Source organism: Prochlorococcus marinus subsp. marinus str. CCMP1375 (assembly GCF_000007925.1).
Classification (GTDB): domain Bacteria; phylum Cyanobacteriota; class Cyanobacteriia; order PCC-6307; family Cyanobiaceae; genus Prochlorococcus_E; species Prochlorococcus_E marinus.
In genome coordinates, this window is the sequence record NC_005042.1 from 1,227,938 (window position 1) to 1,245,891 (window position 17,954).

Consider the following 17,954-nt stretch of genomic DNA (forward strand, 5'->3'; position numbering starts at 1 on the left):
TTGCAAGAAAATAGGTCTAATCTGCACGAGCCTAGATAACATGGCAGGTGGTCTTGAAAGACAAATAATTAGGACATGTCAAAGCATTGAGTCTCTTGGTTATACTGTCGTCTTATTTAGTTATGACAATGAAGATGCTCAATCATTCTACCCAATTCCTTCAACTATTAAATGGGAGAAATGTGGCTGCGGTCTTAAGCCTCACTCCTCAGCAAGTAAGTTAAAGAGGTTTAAACAGCTTAGATATTTACGTGAGAGAGTCAAAAAGAATTCAATTTCGCACTTAATAACATTTCATCATGGCCTATTCCCAAGAACATTTGTTGCTTGTCTTTTCCTAGGAGTTAAGCTAATAGTTTCTGAAAGAAATGCTCTCTCAAATTATAACTATATTAGTCTTCCTAAATTTAATTCTGGTTATCTCTCATTATTTTTAAGTCATAAAATCACAGTACAATTAAAAACATATATATCGGACTATCCAAAACAACTAAGAAATAAAATAGTAGTAATTCCCAATTTTATAAAAGATCCATTACCAGAATATATAGCTCCTAATATAGAGTCTAAGAATATTGCAATGATGGGAAGACTATGTGCTCAGAAGAATTTCAGGCCACTTCTTGATCAACTGAGTGAAAGAGAAAATGAATTTGAAGGCTTAAAAGTATACATTGCGGGTGAAGGATCAGAACGAGAAGAATTTGAAGATAAATACTCTAAACTTATTCATAACTCAAAACTAGTCCTTTTAGGGAATATAGCTAATATCGATCAATTTCTAATGCAATCAGCAATATTCTGTTTTCCATCCTTGTGGGAAGGATATCCAAATTCACTTGTAGAAGCTATAAGATTAGGTCTACCTATTCTTACAAGTAAAAGGATGTCTAGACTAAATGAATTTGTAGAGAATGGAGTAAATGGTCTTATTGTAGATGATAGAGACTTGCTAGATTCAACAATCTACTTGCTCAAAAATCCTGATTTACTTCGCAAAATGAGTTTTGAAAGCTATAAGAAATACCAAGTTTTATGCCTTCAAGCGCCCCAAGGTAAATGGGCCGAAGTATTAAAGTCAAGACAATAGAATTACTTTGAATAAAAGTCTTGCTACATGTGCATTTACGACCTTTAATGCTCAAAACACTATTGAGAGAGCTATTCATTCGGCTTTAAAACAAACCTACAAAAATATTGAAATTCTAGTAGTAGATGATTGCTCTAATGATAATACTTTGGAAAAGGTATATGAGATTCTTTCCAAGACTAAAGTACCAAATAGAGTTATAGCTCACAATACTAATAAAGGTGTAGGTGCTTCTAGAAATACATTATTAGTAAATTCAAGGGGAGAGTTTATAGTTTTCTTTGATGATGATGACTACAGTTATCCTAAAAGAGTGGAAGATCAAATAAAGGAAATTAAAGAGTACGAAACAATCTCCCATTATTCAACTAATTCAGACAAGACAACATTGTGTTATACAAATAGGCGTATAATATATACAGAGGGAAGTTATTCAATTTGTAAGTCTATTAAGACTGACCAAAAAAATAAAAGCACTTTAGATTATGCCTTGGCTTTGCTTTCAGCAAAAGCATTCCCAGCAAAAGGCAGGCCTGGAAGTACAGCTACATGTACGCTATGTGCTAGAAAAGATACACTTGAAAATATTGGAGGATTCAATGAAGCTCTTAGGAGGTACGAAGATCTGGACATAGCAATTAAAGCCCTAAGGTTTAATATACATTTGTCAAGCACAAACAGCTTACTAGTCGATCAGTATTACACAAATACAATTGATAAAAAGAAACAAGAGAAGTACGAATTAATTCTAATAGAGTCATACAAAAATTGGCTTGAAGAAAAATCATTATATTATTTTGCCAAAAATTACTCAAAATTTAAGCATTGCATATTATCTCTAAAACCATTTTTATCATCATTTTATCTATCAATATTAATCATTAATTACCCATGCAATTCATTGTATAAGTTCTCATCAGCAATAAGATCAATTTCATTTACTATTATTAATAAACTAAAAACCTTTAAAGCAACAATTATGGTAAAGTGATTAGATCAAGTCAAGTTATCGATAGGAAGAGAATGGCTAAAAAAATAATTGCAATGGATTTAAGGTATGCAGAAGTTCCAAATACAGGTCTAACTAGATTTGCTTGTAATTTATTCTATAAGGTAATAAATTCAGAAAGATTAAATAACCAAGATTTTTTATTATTACTCCCTCCTAAAAAATTATCATATCATCTTAATAGTATCATTAATGCTATAGACAAGTCTAAAGTCAAAATCATCTACTGGAACAAATCAAGAAAAATACTATGGAAAATTCCATTCTTATTATTTGATCCTTATTTGTTTAGATTGCTAAAACAAAATAAGGTTCAATTATTTGTCTGTCCTTTCATAGATCCTCCAATTCTACCAGGTATAAAAGTAGTTAGTACAATCCATGATTTAACCTTTATAAAGGTTAAGAATTTCTTTCCTAAGTATTCTTTTATAAAAAAAATAATATCTGAGATAAGGATACTTATAACAATATTTACCTCCAATTATATTTTAACAGTTTCATTAGCTACAAAAAGACAGCTAATTTCTAAATATAAAGCTCTTAATATTTTTATTGGTAAAAAGCTTTCAAACATTACAATTATACCTAATGCAATTTCCCACATAGTATCAAGTAAGGAGTCAAATTCCATTAATATTGGCAACGCTATTCTTGATTTAGAATTTATATTGTATGTAGGAGATAGAAGGCCACATAAGAATATTAAATATTTAATAGAGCTTGTTAAAAGCCTCCATTATTTAGGGCACTCTAAAATATTTCTTGTAATAGCTGGTTCAACAGAGTATGAAAATATATCTCTTTCAAAAATGATCAAAGAAAATTCTGATTTTGTCATCGAAGTAATCAGTCCTAATGATTCTGAGTTGAATTGCTTATACACCAAATGTAAATGCTTCTGTCTACTTTCTTTATCAGAGGGGTTTGGAATACCAGTTTTAGAAGCAGCCGCTCATGGAGCCAAGGTAGTAGTTAGCAATATCGCGTCACTTGTGGAAATAGCTCCTATAAATAGCCTTATTCTAGATTTGAACACAAAAGATTTAAACCCTAAGCTATTTAAGGAATACCTTATGAATGAAAAGAGGCCTAATGCTGAATCCGTGATTGATTATTGGACTTGGGATAGGTCTGCTGATATTATGTGTGAGTTTATAACAAATCTAAAGGACGAATGAATAGTTATTTGTTTCATAATTGTTTATCCTTACAGGATAGTACTAAAAATATAGATATTGCTATAATACTTAAAGAGTACAGAGGTTAATATGACAAGTGATAGCAAGGATAGCAACGAATCATCAAATCAAAGTTCTTCTGAAGTTTATAGAGAGCTTGTAGATATAAAGGAATTATTTAAATCAATATTCAGACAAAAAATTGTATGTATTTCTGTTTTTGGAGTGGTTACTTTATATAGTTTCTTTTCAGCAATTACGCGAAAACCCACTTGGGAAGGAGAGTTTCAAGTAGTTCTGGTTGACAGCTCTGGGACTGAATTGGCAGGACCTACTAGATTTGGTGGATTAGGAGGAGGTGTTCTTTCTGGTAAAAGAACTATCTTCACAGAGATGAAGATTCTTGAAAGCCCAATGGTACTTCTACCTGTATTTAATTTTTATAAAGATCAAAAATCACTATTATCTGTTAATAAAGAACAAGATCTTTCAGGCATAAAGTATAGGAAATGGATTAAAAAGATTCGAATAAAGAAAGAAGATGATACATCTGTTTTGACAGTTACATATAGAGATGTCGAAAAAGGCTTAGTTCTTCCAGTTATAAAAAAACTTGCTGGTACTTACCAGGCATATTCAGGGAGAGATAAAAAAAGAGGCTTCGCAAAGACTTTAAAATACTTAGACGAACAAATAGATATATACAAGGCTAAAAGTGAAGCTTCTCTTTCAGCATCACAGATTTTCGGGATGGAAAATGATTTAAGCCCTCTGATGCCCAATGAAGCCCCTGGAGATCGTGATATTAGAGAATATAAATTTCAAGGTCGCACAGACAGTTCTTTTGCTGAATTAAATCCTGAATATCAAAGGCTAAAAGCAGCTTGGGATGTTAAAAGAATAGAAAAGCAACTCAAGATACTAGACGCATCAAAAGATATTAATGAAACTTCCTTATACTTTATAGGTCAAGCAAGGGGACTAACTGAATTCGGTAATTTTTCTAGTAGATTAAGTAAATTAGATGTAATGCTTGCTTCTTACAGCTCTAGGTTTAAACCTAACGACATTGCTATAAGAAATGTTCAAAGAGAGAGAAATATTTTAATAACTGAATTTATAACCTCCATGCGACAATACTTAGAGGCCAAGCTATTTGATGCAAAATCCAGACTTGCTTCTGCAGAAAGACCTAAAGGGGTATTAATAAAACATAGAGCTTTAACAAGAGAAGCAAATAGAGATGTGACAATTCTCGCAAGTTTAGAATCAGACAGACAAAGATTGCTTTTAGATCAGGCCAAAGAATCGGCTCCATGGGAACTGATTTCTATACCTACAATGAAAGATTGGCAAGTAGGTCCAAGTAAGCGTTCAACTGTATATACAGGAGTAATTGCAGGGTTCGTAGCAGGTTGTGCATCTGCACTTGCAGCAGATAGATTAAAAGGGATTCTTTATAGTTTAAATGAAATTAATTCACTGATAAGTCCTAAATTGCTCGCCAAGCTTAGCGCTAATGCGACAAGAGATTGGGATGAAGATATTAACTTGCTAGCTAAATACTATGAAGGCAGTAATAAAAATGTAGACTCAATTTCTGTAATCCCTGTAGGGAATATAAGTAAAAAACAAATAGAACTTTTTTCAAAGAAATTTTCAGTTTCACTGAAAAATACTAAGCTTATAGTTTCAGAAGATTTTACCAATGCAGTAAATTCTAAAAAACAACTACTACTCATAGGCAATGGATTCGTAACTCGCTCTGAAATAAAAGCATTAAACCAAAAGTTGTCTCTAGTTCAAAATCCAATAACAGAATGGGTGGCAATAGAATCTGATGTTTAGATACATATAAAATTTAAAATTATTTAATTACTAATAAACTTAATATATAGAAACTGATATGGCACAAGAGTTATTCCTAATTTATCCATTCATAATGATGTCGAGTGCTGTTCTTTTTATGTCGATAAGGCTAAATAGATTTCAAGCAAACTGGGCTCTTATTCTCCAAGCTCTTTTTGCTATATTTATGAGTGATATAACAACATATTTAGTACATCCAGGCGATTATATAAACTATTTGAGTCATTTAGAAAATTGTTATTCACTTGAGGCATGCTTTGTATTCTCGCCGTATGAAGTAGGTTTTACGTTTATTTCTGGAGTATTAGGAACTATCCTAGATACATTTGGAGTAGAAAAAATTGTTCGAACTATGGGTAGAGATGTATATACATCTCATTATCTTTGGGTTGCTTTAAATAGTATAAATGTCGCTTTAATGACCATAATGTGTTATTTAGCGGGAAGAATATTTAAGAATCAAAGTATCTCTCCTGCTATTCAGGCACTGATCTTTATGTATACATTCACATCATTTCTTACTGTATCCCTTCGCTCTGGACTTGCCTTACTCATAGCGACAATAGGCCTCCTAAGTTGGATAGAAAAAGAAGATAATTTAAAGCGAACAAAACTTGGAGTGTATATATCCATTGCTTTAGCATTATCTATGCACTTCCAAGTTATACCATTTGTAGTTTTTATACTGTTTACTATTAATGGAGGGAATTACACTAATTTGGTATCAGGAATAGATTTGTTTTACTGGGGGACTAAAGGATATTTCTCTAAAGGAGTAGTAATATCGACAATTGCATTGATTATTATATTTGGTTTTACGTTTGTTTTCTTTGAACCAATAGTTAATCTTTTAGGTAAAGGGTATTACAAGTTAGACGAAAAAGCATTAGGGAAAGGAATGGGGCTAAGAACTATAGTTGATCAGGTGATAATACTGCTAGTAATTGTTCCAAGTTTTTATAAGAATAAAGTTATCGAAACTAATAAGAAATTAAAGCTTTTCATAGAATATTTTATAATCTTCAATTTTGTGACTGTAATACTTAGTTATCTCTGCACAATAATCTTAGGAATTGATGGTTTTGCTAGGCAAACTCAATACAACTTTATTGCATTTACAGTTATATTTTATGCCACCTTATATAGGTCCAAGTTAAAGAATTATAGGATTTTTGTACCCGGTGGATATGCCCTTTTTGCTTCTTATTATACTTTATTTAATGATACTTCTTTTTGGTTTTGGAATTACAAATATATATTCAACCCAGTATAAGTAGTTACAATATTTCATTAGGACATCCATCCGATATCATTTTACCTCCATCAAATTTAATTACTCTTTCACATAAATCTATTGTTGCTAGTCTATGAGCAATCATTATTATAGTCATATTTTTATTTAATCTTGCCAAAGAATTGATTACTCTTCTCTCAGTTGCATTGTCTAAAGCACTGGTTGCCTCGTCTAAGATTAAAACAGTTGCTTGCTTATATAATGCTCGTGCTAATGCGATTCTTTGACGTTGTCCTCCACTAAGTTTAACACCTCTTTCACCAACTTTTGTATTATATTTTTCTGGCAAAGTATCTACAAAATCTGATAACATTGCTATTTCAGAGACTTTCTTTATTCGATCAAAATCAATCTCATCAATATTTTTACCTAAAGCTATATTTTCCATTATTGAATCCTCTGTCAAGAAAGTAGTTTGCGGTACATGTCCAATATTGGCTCTCCATGAGCGCAATATTGCCTCGTCTTTTAAATGTGAGCCATCTATCAAAATCTTACCCTTAGAAGGCAATAACAAACCCATTAAAAGGTCTATTGTGGTAGTTTTCCCTGATCCAGTTATACCTACTAAAGCAACTCTCTGACCAAGCGGTATTGAAAGATTTAAGGACTTAATTACATCCTTCTCAGTTCCAGGGTATCGATAGCTGACATTTTTAAACTCTATTAATTCATGTAATTTCAAAGGTATTGGGTCACTATGATATTTAACCTTAGGCTGTGAAAGGACATCAACAATATCAGAAGCTGAAACTGTAGAAGCATTAAAACCTATCCAACTGCTAAAAATAATCTGTAAAAGAGGGAGAAAACGTTGGGCTGCTAACCCTAATGTACCTAAAGCTGCAATAGAAGATGTATTAGAAGTTTCAGATGATCTAAGAATAAGGGCTATAAATGCTATGAGTGTTAATCCTACTGCCTCCATTAAATACTTAGGCGAAGCTGTTAAATAAGTTGCTGAGGCACTAATTCGCCTCATTGGGAAATCATTGGTCTCATAATTATCCTTATATTTTAGATGTGCACTGTCTAATATAATATCTTTGATGGATGAAAGAGATTCCTGAGTAATTCTTATCTGATGTTTTCTAAGTTGCATTTCCCTTGCCATCAAGGATCTAACCTTATCTTTAGTATTGATACTAATTAAGTAATAAAATATAAAGATAACTACAAAGCTAACAAAGAAGATTAATGAGTCAATGTAGAGCAAAGTAAATAATATAGATATAGCTAAGATTGAGGAAGTAACTAATTGAAGAAAGTTTTTTACAAACCCACCATAGTTAGAAATATGATTAGTTAATAGGTTAAGATGTTGAGACGAAGATTGGTTAATATGCCTTTCGTAGTTCTGAGAGATAGTTTTCAGAAAAGTTTTAGTACTTAATTCACTCTCTAGAGATGCAGAAAAGAAATTGTTAGCATATAGCTGCAAAAGTCTCAATAAATTAGATAAAATCGCAAAAAAAGTAAATATAATTGTTACTGTGGTTAAGGAGTTAAGGCCTAAAATATTAGCAATAGGCTGCGTTATTGCATTTAACGACTCTGGCTGACTAAGGTTATCTGTAGTAAGACCATTAAGGAAAGGGCCAATGGCCAGAAGAGAAAATGATTCTGCTACACTAGTAATTGGAGCTATTATGAAAAGAGCTAAAAGTTCTAGTTTTCTTCTATTACTAAGAGTTTTAAAAGTAAAGTAAAGGAGATATCTCTTTGAATAATTAGAATACTTGTAGCTTAGTTCATTCATTTTCAATGATAATTTCTTGCAATCTCTTAATTGTAATATTAGCTAGAATCTAGATATTGTAAAGTACTCCTTAAGAAGGAATAAGCCTCTATGAATAGCTTTTACATTCAAACTTTTATAACTTAAATATTGCTTATTCATTGAAATATCAACTAATGCTTAGCAATTAATTATTTCATTAGGAATGCATATTAGGTTAGGGTACATTCTATACCTCTTAATCAAATAATCTACTTTTATTATCTTAGGGCCTTTAGAATTTAAAATTATTCGCAATAGTGGATTTCTTCCTGAATAATTTCTCTGAACATTATAAAAAGAGTAACCTAATTTTTTAAGGTAATCAAATGTAGCAGAGGTTCCATTTTCTATTTCTCTTTTATTAATCTCTAAAATAAATATTGGCCTTAATAAATCTACAACCCTTTTTGCTCCTATTAAAGCATTCAATTCTTCTCCTTCTATATCCATCTTTATTATAATCGATTTTGATGATATATCTGAAAGTATATCGTCCAACGTAGTTACATCTACGTTGATTTTATTCCTAGCTAAATTAGCTCCATAATCATTTTCTACTAAGGTTGCACCGGCATAGCCAGCATCATGAAAATACATCTCGCGATTAGATTTTAAGTTGCTTACCGCTTTATTTATAAGCTCTACATTTTTTATATCCGATGTGTTCAGTTGAAGAACTGCAAATGTTTTTGGATTTGCTTCTATAGCAATTACATTTGAAAACAATGTATTTACACTTAATGTAGTTGTTCCGATATTTGCACCGACATCTACAAACAAGTGAAAGTTAACATTTTTATTACGTAAGAACTCCAATGCTGTCAATATATTCTCCCTTTCATATTCACCATCAATAAGCACACTCCAAGTGATTTCATCATATAAATAGCCTATTAAATCAGGTTTATAACTTGAGATATTAAGTGCATATTTGTACAAGAATCTTATAGTAAAACCTCTATAAATCCTAAAGAACAATGCAGAAATGAATTTAGATCGCATAGTAGTTACGAATCTATAAAATAATTTTGAATAAAGTTAGTTTTATCAGATGGAGCCAAGCGGATTCGAACCGCTGACCCCCTGCATGCCATGCAGGTGCTCTACCAACTGAGCTATGGCCCCAAGTGCTTGTTATCCCTTGATATCAAGCTAGTAAAAATTTCTTTATCAAACTTGATATGTCTTTATAGTGAGTGAATAAGTGAAAATTTGCAATAAAATGCTTCATAGTGAATTATTACTAAAATGGAGATCGAGCAGAAAAGTTATTGGATCTGCACTCTAGGCTAAATCTAGAACATGAAAATTTTTGATTGTTTTTTATTTTGTGGAGAAATTGATATTCTTAGAGCACGGCTTGAGCTCTATAAAAATATAGTTTATAAATTTGTAATTGTAGAGGGGTCTGTTGATTTTCGAGGCAATCCAAAAAAGGCTATTTTAGATAATGATTTTTTATCTAAACACTCAAATATAAGGTATTTCAGGCTAAATTCTGAAGACTTTAAAGTCGATAATGCCTGGCAAAGGGAATTTACATCAAGAAATTGCTTTAAGAAAGGTCTATCGGATGCCCTTGATAATGATTTGATAATTATTTCAGATGTAGATGAAATAATTTCTCCTACGAAATTAGTCAAAGAAGCAAAAGGTATACGCGTTTATGAAATGTCTTATCATAGATTCACTCCAAACTATCAATGTATAACGGCGAATTGGAAGCATGCATGCTCATTCCCAGCAAAATATTTAAAGAATTATTCTCCTCAGGAGATGCGATTAGTATATAGAGGAATACGCTTAGGAGAAATAAAAGTTACTGACTCTTTTAAACTAATTAGGCAAGCAGGTGCACATTTAAGTTATTTTCCAATCTCAAAAGAAATTTCAATTTACCAAACAATAAAAGATAAAATTCCGAAGCATCCTGAAGATCATGTCTTAACTAAACATAGATCTTTTAAAGTGACACCAAAATACTTCTACTGCCTAACATTTCTAGGAATTGATATTTTGGGGGCAAGATTACTATGGGGCATCTCATGTCATCCTTTTATCCATTTCTCTAAAGATGAAAGATTAATACTCGATAAACATTTAAAAAATAATAAGATGAGGGCTTTGATCTCATGCAAAAGTTCTTATAATATTCTCAGCTTTGCTACATCAATAGAGAAAATAACTTGGAGACTTGTAACTATATTAGTAGCTATTTATGGATCCTCATTAAGGATATTAATCAAACTTTTCTATAATTAACCATTAATATTTATCAATCAAAATTTTAGTATTGCAAACTAAGCTTTACTCCCTGCCTTAAATTCTTAACAGCAGTCATTTGTCCTATATCTTGAAATCCTGCTGATGTACTAACATAAAAATCAATGTCCAAATGATCATTAATTATTCTTCTTAAGGCTAAAGTATAATTAGTATCTGCTAATTTAGATAGCTTTAGATTAAACTCAGGAATTAATTGCCATCTATTAGATAATTGTATATTTGCTGATGTTCCAAAAGAACTTAAGCTGCCAATTCCACTCCAGACAATCTTGGGGTTAAAGTTAATTGCAAAAGCTTCATCTATTTCCCATGTGTTAATCAACTCATAAAAACCGTACCCCTGCTTATTGTCCTGATTTCGCCCAAAGGTTATTCTTGAACCTAACCAATACGAACCATTTCTTAGGGGACTAACAAAAACAAACTTACCCCCTATCCTAGTATTATAATTATTTTTGTTCATATATAAATCAACGAATTGATTAGATTTATTTTTACCAACATCTTCAAACGAGCCAAAGCTAACTACTTCTAATTGAAAAGCATTAGAAAGTGATTGACCTAAAGAGGTAAATAAATTACCTTTATTGTCTATATTTGCCCAGATTTGCATTTTTCCTCTAGGTGGAATTAAAGCTGTGTTTACTGTCAAACCTCCTGAAGATAAATATCTTTGTCTAGAAGTAAAACGTTTTTGGGGGGAATCTATAGAGCCAGGTTTATATTTAATTGAGGTAAAATAAAGAGGTTTATTATTTGAAGGAATAGTTAACAAGGCAGTTGATGGAGTTAAACCAAAGCCATTAGTAACTTGGGTTTTTATACCTATAATTGGATTTATATGCCAATCCAGACCTAAATTATAAATAGGTACTCTAGAAAAAGTAAGCTCTGAGTCAAAGGAATTATAACCTGGTCCTAAGGTATTTAAAATTGAAGCTGTAGAGTAAAGATCTCTTCTTATTTTCCATGAAAGCCCTGAACCAAAGTAAATATTATTGCCATAAAAATTATCTTTGGATGTACCCATACTTTTTGGTAAGAATGCACTACCTAGAATTAAATTAAGATCTAAATTATTGTTTATTTGCCGAGTTATTGGCATAGAAAAAGAACCAATTAGATTCTTCTCTGATATCTCTTTCTGATCATTATTAAATATATTTCCATTAACTGCATTTCCATTTCGCACATTCCATGCTTCTAATGATCCAGCAAGAGATACATCCCACTTTTGTATTTCTAAAAGCCTGCTCTTAAAAGAAGCTCCATAAACTTCCCAATAGTTTGGGATAAGTTTAGTCTTATTAATTAAAGAATATAATGGGTCATCCGCTACAGAATAAAAAGCAGAAATCTGAACATCTTGAAAAATTCCATAATCAATTCTATATGCATAGTTTTGATTTCCTGAACCTCTATTTTCACCTTCTCCACCTGAGAATGATGAAACTGTATAAATTGAATGAGACCAATATCCTTCGTCTAACTGATGATTTGTTGGGAAAGAGTAATTAAAATACGATGGTGCTGAAAAGTCATATTCTTGAGGCTCCATAGTTAAGAGAAATTCCTGAGCCTCTTTAATGTTTTGAGGCATTATTCTAGGTTGATTGTCAAAAACAAGATATTCTTTTTTAAAATACTCTTCATCTACAGGCTCCCAAACAATTTCCTCTTCATGTGTTGGAAAGTTTTCTTTATATGAAACTTTCTCCCATATAATCGAAGAAGATCTTGGCTTAAGCTTATCAGCTTTATAATTCTCTTCTAACAATAAAAAAAGGCCTAGAAAAATAAACGCAGAAGTAACATATTTTCTATTTGCAAATAATCTCATATATCTGAGAATCCTACGAAATTTATCTCTATAGTCTTCCTGCATTGGCTATTTAAGCTTTTCTCCAAACTGCTAAAAGTTTCCCCTGTATCTTTACCATTTCTGCATCAATCTCAATAGGTTCATAAGCAGGATTAGCAGCTTCAAGTATTACCAAAGATCCTTTGCGGTAAAAATGTTTTAATGTTGTTCCTGATCCTGGAACCATAGCACTTACAACTGTCCCATTTCTTATCAGTGAAGGCTCTTGAACTGGTTCCATCAAAACAACGTCCCCATTTGCAATATAGGAATCGACCATAGAATCTCCATTAACAGTTAAAGCAAATAGCCCTCGAGTTTTAAGAACAGAACTCATATCAAGCGTTTCTTGAACATCATCAAATGTTTCAACCAATCCGCCAGCAGCAACTGCTCCAAGGACAGGAACCCCAGACAAAGCATTATCTAGAAGCTGCAATGTTCTTGCTTGCCCTTCCTTCCACGTGATCCATCCTTTTTCTTGCAAATGCCTTAAACGACTCTGTATAGGGGCAGGGGAGCGAAGCCCCATCCCATCCATCATCTGCCTAATTGAAGGACTATGTTGATGCGAAGCGATGTAATCGGATAACCAATCAAAAAGTTCCTGCTGAGCAGGCGTAAGAGTTTCTCCTCCCATTTAGCTCCTTAGCAATGCATATGTTCTACAATACATATGTACCTAAAGCAAGGCTTTTTGTAAATTTCAAAGCCCCCCAAGCAAAGCAGCAAGTAGAGCTTGTTGAACATGCAATCTATTCTCAGCTTGATCAAATATTCGACTTGCTGAGCTTTCGAGCACATCATCAGTAATTTCCTCTCCTCTATGCGCTGGCAAACAATGAAGAATTATTGATTCTTTTTCTGCTTTATCTACTAAATCTTTGTTTACAGTATATCCCTCAAAGATTTCTTTTCTTTGTGCTTGTTCACTCTCTTGTCCCATAGAAGCCCAAACGTCTGTATAAATAACATGTGCCCCACTGACAGCGTCAATAGGGTTATTTGAAACACATATTTTTAACGTAGGGTGCGCCAAAGTTTTAGCTCTTTCAACAATTGAAGGCAAAGGTTCAAAGCCTTTAGGAGAAGCTATTTGTATATTGACCCCTAGTAGAGTTCCGCAGATCATTAAAGAATTTAATACATTATTCCCATCTCCTATATACGCAAGTGTAATTCCATCCAAGCTCCCAAAGGCCTCCTTAATAGTCAAGAAATCAGCAAGAGCCTGACATGGATGCTCCAAATCTGTAAGAGCATTTATCACAGGTATTGAAGACCATTTTGCATATTCAATCAATTCATCATTGCCAAAAGTTCTTAGTGCCAATGCATCACAATATCGACTTAAAACTCTTGCAGTGTCTTTAAGAGGTTCTCCTCTAGCCAATTGAGTGGCCTGATTACTTAGATCAATTGTTTGCCCCCCCAATCTAGCCATTGCCACTTGAAAACTAACTCTTGTCCTAGTAGAAGCTTTGCTAAAGATAAGACCTAATACACGATTCCCTAAATCTATTCTCCGATCTCCGTTTTTTAATTGACTAGATAGTTGGAGAAGAGCTTTCACTTGATCTGATGTGAAGTCAGAACAAGAAATAAAGTCCTTACCTGCCAAATCAGCAAGGACTCTTGATACAGATAGGGAGTTCATGTTCATATAAACAATCTAAAATCACATTAAGAAGTGATCAAGTACATATTTGAGCAATTAAAAAACTATTTTTTTGGATTAACAGTCTCAGCAAGGAGTCCTTTTAAATCATCACCTTCAATAACTTCTTTCGCAAGAATCTTTTGAGCAATATTTTCTAACAAAGGCAAATTATGACGAAGAATACTAAGTGCACTTTCATGAGCTTCATCAACAAGACTTCTTACTTCCTTATCAATAGCTTGTGCCGTTGCATCACTTACTACTCTTCTTGGATTGTTGTTACCTCCAAGGAACTGCCCTCCTCCTTGTTTGTCATACGCTAAAGGGCCCAAGATGTCACTCATGCCATAAGTTCCAACCATCTGTTCTGCAATGTCAGTTGCTCTTTGCAAATCATTTGAAGCTCCTGTCGTAACTTTGCCAAAAACAATTTCTTCAGCAGACCTTCCTCCTAGCAATGTGGCAATTTGTCCCTTCAATTCATCTTTTGAATTCAAAAATCTTTCTTCGGTTGGGACTTGCAAGGTATATCCGAGAGCACTCATTCCCCTTGGAACAATAGAAATTTTTGAGACTTTACTACCGCCAGGCATAAGGTGCCCAACAATTGCATGGCCAACTTCGTGATAAGCGACCACTTTCTTCTCATCATCTTGAAGAACTCTACTCTTCTTCTCTAATCCAGCTACAACCCTTTCAATAGCCTCATTTAAATCTTTTTGCTCAACTGAAGTACGTTTAGCCCTTGCAGCTAATAAAGCTGCTTCGTTAACCATATTTGCCAAATCTGCTCCGGCAAAACCACTAGTGGCTTGGGCTATTGAATCTAAATCTATTTTCTCTGCAAGTTTTACTTTTTTGGTATAGATATCAAGTATTGTTTTTCTTCCTGAAAGATCTGGCCTATCAACTAATACTTGTCTATCAAATCGTCCTGGTCTTAATAATGCTGCATCCAATACCTCAGGTTGATTAGTCGCTGCTAAAACAATAACTGGTTTATCTGCAGATGAAAAACCATCCATTTCCGTAAGCAACTGATTGAGGGTTTGTTCCCTTTCATCATTACCACCCACAACTCCCATAGAGCCTGATCTACTTTTACCAATTGCATCTAATTCATCAATGAAAATAATGCATGGTGCTTTTTTCTTTGCTTGTTCAAATAAATCTCTAACTCTTGCAGCACCAGCTCCAACAAAAAGTTCAACAAACTCTGAGCCAGAAATAATGAAAAATGGAACTTCCGCTTCTCCAGCAACAGCTTTAGAAAGTAAGGTCTTGCCTGTTCCAGGAGGTCCAACTAACAAGACTCCTTTAGGAATACGGGCACCAATATCAGAATAACGTTGAGGCCTCTTTAAGAAATCAACTATTTCTGTTAATTCATCCTTAGCTTCATCAACACCTGCTACATCGTCAAAAGTAACTCTTGATTCTTCATCAGGAACATATACTTTTGCTTTGCTTTTGGTAAAGCTCAACGCACCTTGAGCTCCGCCTCCACCCATACTCCTTCGTGCAAAGAATTGAAGTACTAAAATAAAAATTAAAGGCGGTACTACCCAACTAAGAATAGTTGTAAAAATATTGGGCTTCTTAGGAGGAGCTGCAGCAAATTCGACACCTTTATTTTCTAGACGTTGAGGTAGGTCCATATCAAAAATTGGCGTAGTTGCCAATACAGATGGAGCACCTTCAGTGGGAGCAGATAATTCGTATCTGATTTGTTCCTGTGTTATATAGGCCCTCTTGACTTCTCCATCATTGACTTGATTAATAAATAAGGAATAAGGAACTCTTGGTACTTGAATATTTTGGTTAGGGAAAAAACTACTAAGAAGCAGAAGGGCTCCAAAACCAATTAAAACTAGATTTATTATGCCGAATCGCCTATTTGGCTGATTCTCATCTTGGCGAATCGGCATGGGTACAAAATTCAAAGGAATATAAAACTAACAAAGATGCGTAAATCAGAGAAAGAAAATTAGGTGTAAGAACCGAACGAGAGAAGAAAAAAAATCTACCCATAATTATCAAAAAGCATATTTAATACAAAGTCTTCCCCTGATTTATTTGAAGAGACCTCTTTCAATTTGAAAACTTGTTCCATTGAACTAAACCCAAAATCGGCCAATGGTGTCATTGCAGAAACTCCTCCTAACAATTTTGGTGATAAAAATAAGCTCAACTCTTGAACACAATTCTGCTGTATTGCTTTTGTTGCAAGTGAACTACCACATTCCCATAAGACTTGATTGCATCCTCTTTGAGCAAGAGCCTCCATAACCTTTATAGGGGTGTTTTCCTCGAGACAAAGTCTCTCTGGTCCCGATGGCAAGTTTTCTAAACACCTGGCATCACTTTCAGGCCCATAAAAAATCAAGGTTTTTGCAAGCTCGGTATTCCACAATTGAGCTTCTTTTGGAAGATCAAGGGTTGAGCTGCAGACAACTCTTAAAGGTTCTATATCAGCAATCCCTCGAGTAGTTAAAAGTGGATTATCAGATCGGACTGTTCCACCTCCAACAATTACAGCATCATTCTTGGCACGAAGAGAATGAACCCTTTTCCTGGATTTTTCTCCACTTATCCATTTACTTTTTCCATTTGACAGACCAATTCTCCCATCAAAGCTCATTGCCCATTTAAGTGTTCCCCAAGGTCTTCCAGTTCGATTACGAAAAATGAACGCCCTATTCAAAAAAGCAGCTTCCTTCTCCAGTATCCCTGTAACAACTTCAATCCCAGATTCCTTTAAAAAGGCTATTCCTTTGCCGGAGACCCTTTGATCAGGATCTTGGATTGCAACAACAACTCTTTTGATACCGGATCGAAGTATTGCATCAGTGCAAGGAGGCGTTTTACCCCTATGGCAGCATGGCTCAAGATTAACCAAAAGTGTCCCGCCTTTTGCTAATGATCCAGCTTGTTCTATAGCGCCAATTTCAGCATGAGGCTCTCCAGAGCGTAAATGAAACCCTTCACCTACAAGTCTATTCTTTTCATCTAATATCACAGCACCAACTAAAGGATTAGGACTAGTTTGACCTTCAGCCAAAGAAGCTAAATTTATTGCACGGAACATCCATGGTTCCCATATATGCGAATTTAAATTAGTTGCCATTTTCTAAATGAATTTTCTTCATTGATCGCCACTCATTAACAAGATAAGGAGGTACAGGCAATTCATTAAAACCGTCTCTCAAGGACAACCTTAATGGACGATCATTTTTGAGATCCATTAGTAAAGGTCCAAGTTCAAATTCAGCCGCAGCATCGCGATTATCTTCAAACAATTGAGGGTTCTCTAAAGTTATATCTGAAAGGTTCCAAGACTTAATACCAGATTTTACCTGTAATTTTTCGGGATGATCTAACCTTAGACTTCCTGTAAATCCTATAATCCTAAGAACCAATTCATCTTGATTTTCTGCTTTAGGATAAACAACTAATTGCCAAGTTTGATAGTCAAGATCTCTTAAACTTTCCAAGCTTCTTTGCATTTCATAATCATTTTCATTTTGAAAAAATTCTAACTTTGCTTCCGAGGGGGAAGCTACTAGTAAGAGTAATGCACAAGAAATTAATACGAGTCCAAAGTCAATAATTGACTTAATATGCTTTTGATTGGAAAGATTAATCACATTGAATACCCTCCGAATCAAGCAAGGCATCCAAAGTTATAGAAGAATTAACCAATGATTGGTATTTGGCCAAAACTCGTCGATTACGGTCTAACCATTTGGCAGGGTCAGCTGCATTGCCACCTTTAGCATCAAACCTTGGTCCTTCTGCATCCATTAATTCCAAATCATCTTGTTGTTGAATAAGCGCTATCAAAAGCTCATGTTGACGCTGCCGCCTAATAAGATCTTTATTTGTCGAATGGTTTGACTTTTCCAATGAGCCTTAAAAGAAGCA

General features: G+C 33.8%; 15 protein-coding genes and 1 tRNA gene. 6 read left to right on the forward strand and 10 right to left on the reverse strand.

Going from position 1 to position 17,954, the window contains the following annotated elements; genetic code table 11:
* The first annotated feature begins 40 nt into the window (after positions 1 to 40).
* From PRO_RS06525 to PRO_RS06545, 5 genes are all read left to right on the forward strand, one after another.
* The gene (locus PRO_RS06525) at positions 41 to 1,090 is read left to right on the forward strand and encodes a glycosyltransferase family 4 protein (RefSeq protein WP_225866379.1); all 1,050 of its coding nucleotides are present in this window, start codon (positions 41 to 43) and stop codon (positions 1,088 to 1,090) included.
* Positions 1,091 to 1,097: 7 nt separating this feature from the next.
* A complete protein-coding gene (locus PRO_RS06530) occupies positions 1,098 to 2,081 on the forward strand; it encodes a glycosyltransferase family 2 protein (RefSeq protein ID WP_011125479.1) in 984 nt (327 codons plus the stop codon).
* Positions 2,082 to 2,113: 32 nt separating this feature from the next.
* The gene (locus PRO_RS06535; RefSeq protein WP_011125480.1) at positions 2,114 to 3,280 is read left to right on the forward strand and encodes a glycosyltransferase family 4 protein; all 1,167 of its coding nucleotides are present in this window, start codon (positions 2,114 to 2,116) and stop codon (positions 3,278 to 3,280) included.
* 90 nt (positions 3,281 to 3,370) lie between these two features.
* Entirely contained in the window at positions 3,371 to 5,128 is a 1,758-nt protein-coding gene (locus PRO_RS06540; protein WP_011125481.1) for a Wzz/FepE/Etk N-terminal domain-containing protein, read from the forward strand.
* 118 nt (positions 5,129 to 5,246) lie between these two features.
* The gene (locus PRO_RS06545; RefSeq protein WP_164923236.1) at positions 5,247 to 6,422 is read left to right on the forward strand and encodes a hypothetical protein; all 1,176 of its coding nucleotides are present in this window, start codon (positions 5,247 to 5,249) and stop codon (positions 6,420 to 6,422) included.
* 4 nt (positions 6,423 to 6,426) lie between these two features.
* Here the strand turns inward: PRO_RS06545 and PRO_RS06550 are convergent, their stop codons facing one another.
* The 3 genes from PRO_RS06550 to PRO_RS06560 all read right to left on the reverse strand — a co-directional run bounded on the left by PRO_RS06550 (position 6,427) and on the right by PRO_RS06560 (position 9,348).
* Complete coding sequence (locus PRO_RS06550; protein ID WP_052039695.1) at positions 6,427 to 8,202, reverse strand: ABC transporter ATP-binding protein; 1,776 nt, start codon at positions 8,200 to 8,202, stop codon at positions 6,427 to 6,429.
* Positions 8,203 to 8,361: 159 nt separating this feature from the next.
* On the reverse strand, positions 8,362 to 9,162 hold the full coding sequence (locus tag PRO_RS06555) for an FkbM family methyltransferase (RefSeq protein ID WP_036891892.1): 801 nt from the start codon (positions 9,160 to 9,162) through the stop codon (positions 8,362 to 8,364).
* 113 nt (positions 9,163 to 9,275) lie between these two features.
* A tRNA-Ala gene (locus tag PRO_RS06560) sits at positions 9,276 to 9,348 on the reverse strand.
* A 177-nt stretch (positions 9,349 to 9,525) separates the two neighbouring features.
* On the opposite strand from PRO_RS06560, the gene PRO_RS06565 reads away from it, so the two are divergent.
* On the forward strand, positions 9,526 to 10,485 hold the full coding sequence (locus PRO_RS06565) for a beta-1,4-N-acetylglucosaminyltransferase (RefSeq protein WP_011125485.1): 960 nt from the start codon (positions 9,526 to 9,528) through the stop codon (positions 10,483 to 10,485).
* A 25-nt stretch (positions 10,486 to 10,510) separates the two neighbouring features.
* Here the strand turns inward: PRO_RS06565 and PRO_RS06570 are convergent, their stop codons facing one another.
* From PRO_RS06570 to PRO_RS06600, 7 genes are all read right to left on the reverse strand, one after another.
* Complete coding sequence (locus tag PRO_RS06570; protein WP_036891894.1) at positions 10,511 to 12,394, reverse strand: hypothetical protein; 1,884 nt, start codon at positions 12,392 to 12,394, stop codon at positions 10,511 to 10,513.
* Positions 12,395 to 12,401: 7 nt separating this feature from the next.
* Positions 12,402 to 13,010 carry a transcriptional repressor LexA gene (gene lexA / locus PRO_RS06575; protein WP_011125487.1) on the reverse strand — a complete coding sequence of 203 codons (609 nt, stop codon included), beginning with the start codon at positions 13,008 to 13,010 and terminating at the stop codon, positions 12,402 to 12,404.
* A 66-nt stretch (positions 13,011 to 13,076) separates the two neighbouring features.
* Positions 13,077 to 14,033, reverse strand: a complete 957-nt coding sequence (gene argF / locus PRO_RS06580) for an ornithine carbamoyltransferase (protein WP_011125488.1) — start codon at positions 14,031 to 14,033, stop codon at positions 13,077 to 13,079.
* Between the two features lie 59 nt (positions 14,034 to 14,092).
* A complete protein-coding gene (ftsH, locus tag PRO_RS06585) occupies positions 14,093 to 15,958 on the reverse strand; it encodes an ATP-dependent zinc metalloprotease FtsH (protein ID WP_011125489.1) in 1,866 nt (621 codons plus the stop codon).
* Between the two features lie 95 nt (positions 15,959 to 16,053).
* Positions 16,054 to 17,157 (reverse strand): bifunctional diaminohydroxyphosphoribosylaminopyrimidine deaminase/5-amino-6-(5-phosphoribosylamino)uracil reductase RibD, encoded by a 1,104-nt coding sequence (ribD, locus tag PRO_RS06590; RefSeq protein ID WP_011125490.1) that lies wholly within the window; start codon positions 17,155 to 17,157, stop codon positions 16,054 to 16,056.
* A complete protein-coding gene (locus PRO_RS06595; RefSeq protein ID WP_011125491.1) occupies positions 17,147 to 17,677 on the reverse strand; it encodes a DUF3122 domain-containing protein in 531 nt (176 codons plus the stop codon). Before PRO_RS06595 ends, ribD begins: the two co-directional genes overlap by 11 nt.
* Entirely contained in the window at positions 17,670 to 17,936 is a 267-nt protein-coding gene (locus PRO_RS06600) for a hypothetical protein (protein ID WP_011125492.1), read from the reverse strand. Before PRO_RS06600 ends, PRO_RS06595 begins: the two co-directional genes overlap by 8 nt.
* Positions 17,937 to 17,954 lie beyond the last annotated feature (18 nt).

Coding starts and splice junctions, on each gene's coding strand:
- PRO_RS06525 (WP_225866379.1), top strand. CDS start 41: ATGGCAGGTGGTCTTGAAAGACAAATAATTAGGACATGTCAAAGCATT.
- PRO_RS06535 (WP_011125480.1), top strand. CDS start 2,114: ATGGCTAAAAAAATAATTGCAATGGATTTAAGGTATGCAGAAGTTCCA.
- PRO_RS06540 (WP_011125481.1), top strand. CDS start 3,371: ATGACAAGTGATAGCAAGGATAGCAACGAATCATCAAATCAAAGTTCT.
- PRO_RS06545 (WP_164923236.1), top strand. CDS start 5,247: ATGTCGATAAGGCTAAATAGATTTCAAGCAAACTGGGCTCTTATTCTC.
- PRO_RS06550 (WP_052039695.1), bottom strand. CDS start 8,202: ATGAATGAACTAAGCTACAAGTATTCTAATTATTCAAAGAGATATCTC.
- PRO_RS06565 (WP_011125485.1), top strand. CDS start 9,526: ATGAAAATTTTTGATTGTTTTTTATTTTGTGGAGAAATTGATATTCTT.
- PRO_RS06570 (WP_036891894.1), bottom strand. CDS start 12,394: ATGCAGGAAGACTATAGAGATAAATTTCGTAGGATTCTCAGATATATG.
- lexA (WP_011125487.1), bottom strand. CDS start 13,010: ATGGGAGGAGAAACTCTTACGCCTGCTCAGCAGGAACTTTTTGATTGG.
- argF (WP_011125488.1), bottom strand. CDS start 14,033: ATGAACATGAACTCCCTATCTGTATCAAGAGTCCTTGCTGATTTGGCA.
- ftsH (WP_011125489.1), bottom strand. CDS start 15,958: ATGCCGATTCGCCAAGATGAGAATCAGCCAAATAGGCGATTCGGCATA.
- ribD (WP_011125490.1), bottom strand. CDS start 17,157: ATGGCAACTAATTTAAATTCGCATATATGGGAACCATGGATGTTCCGT.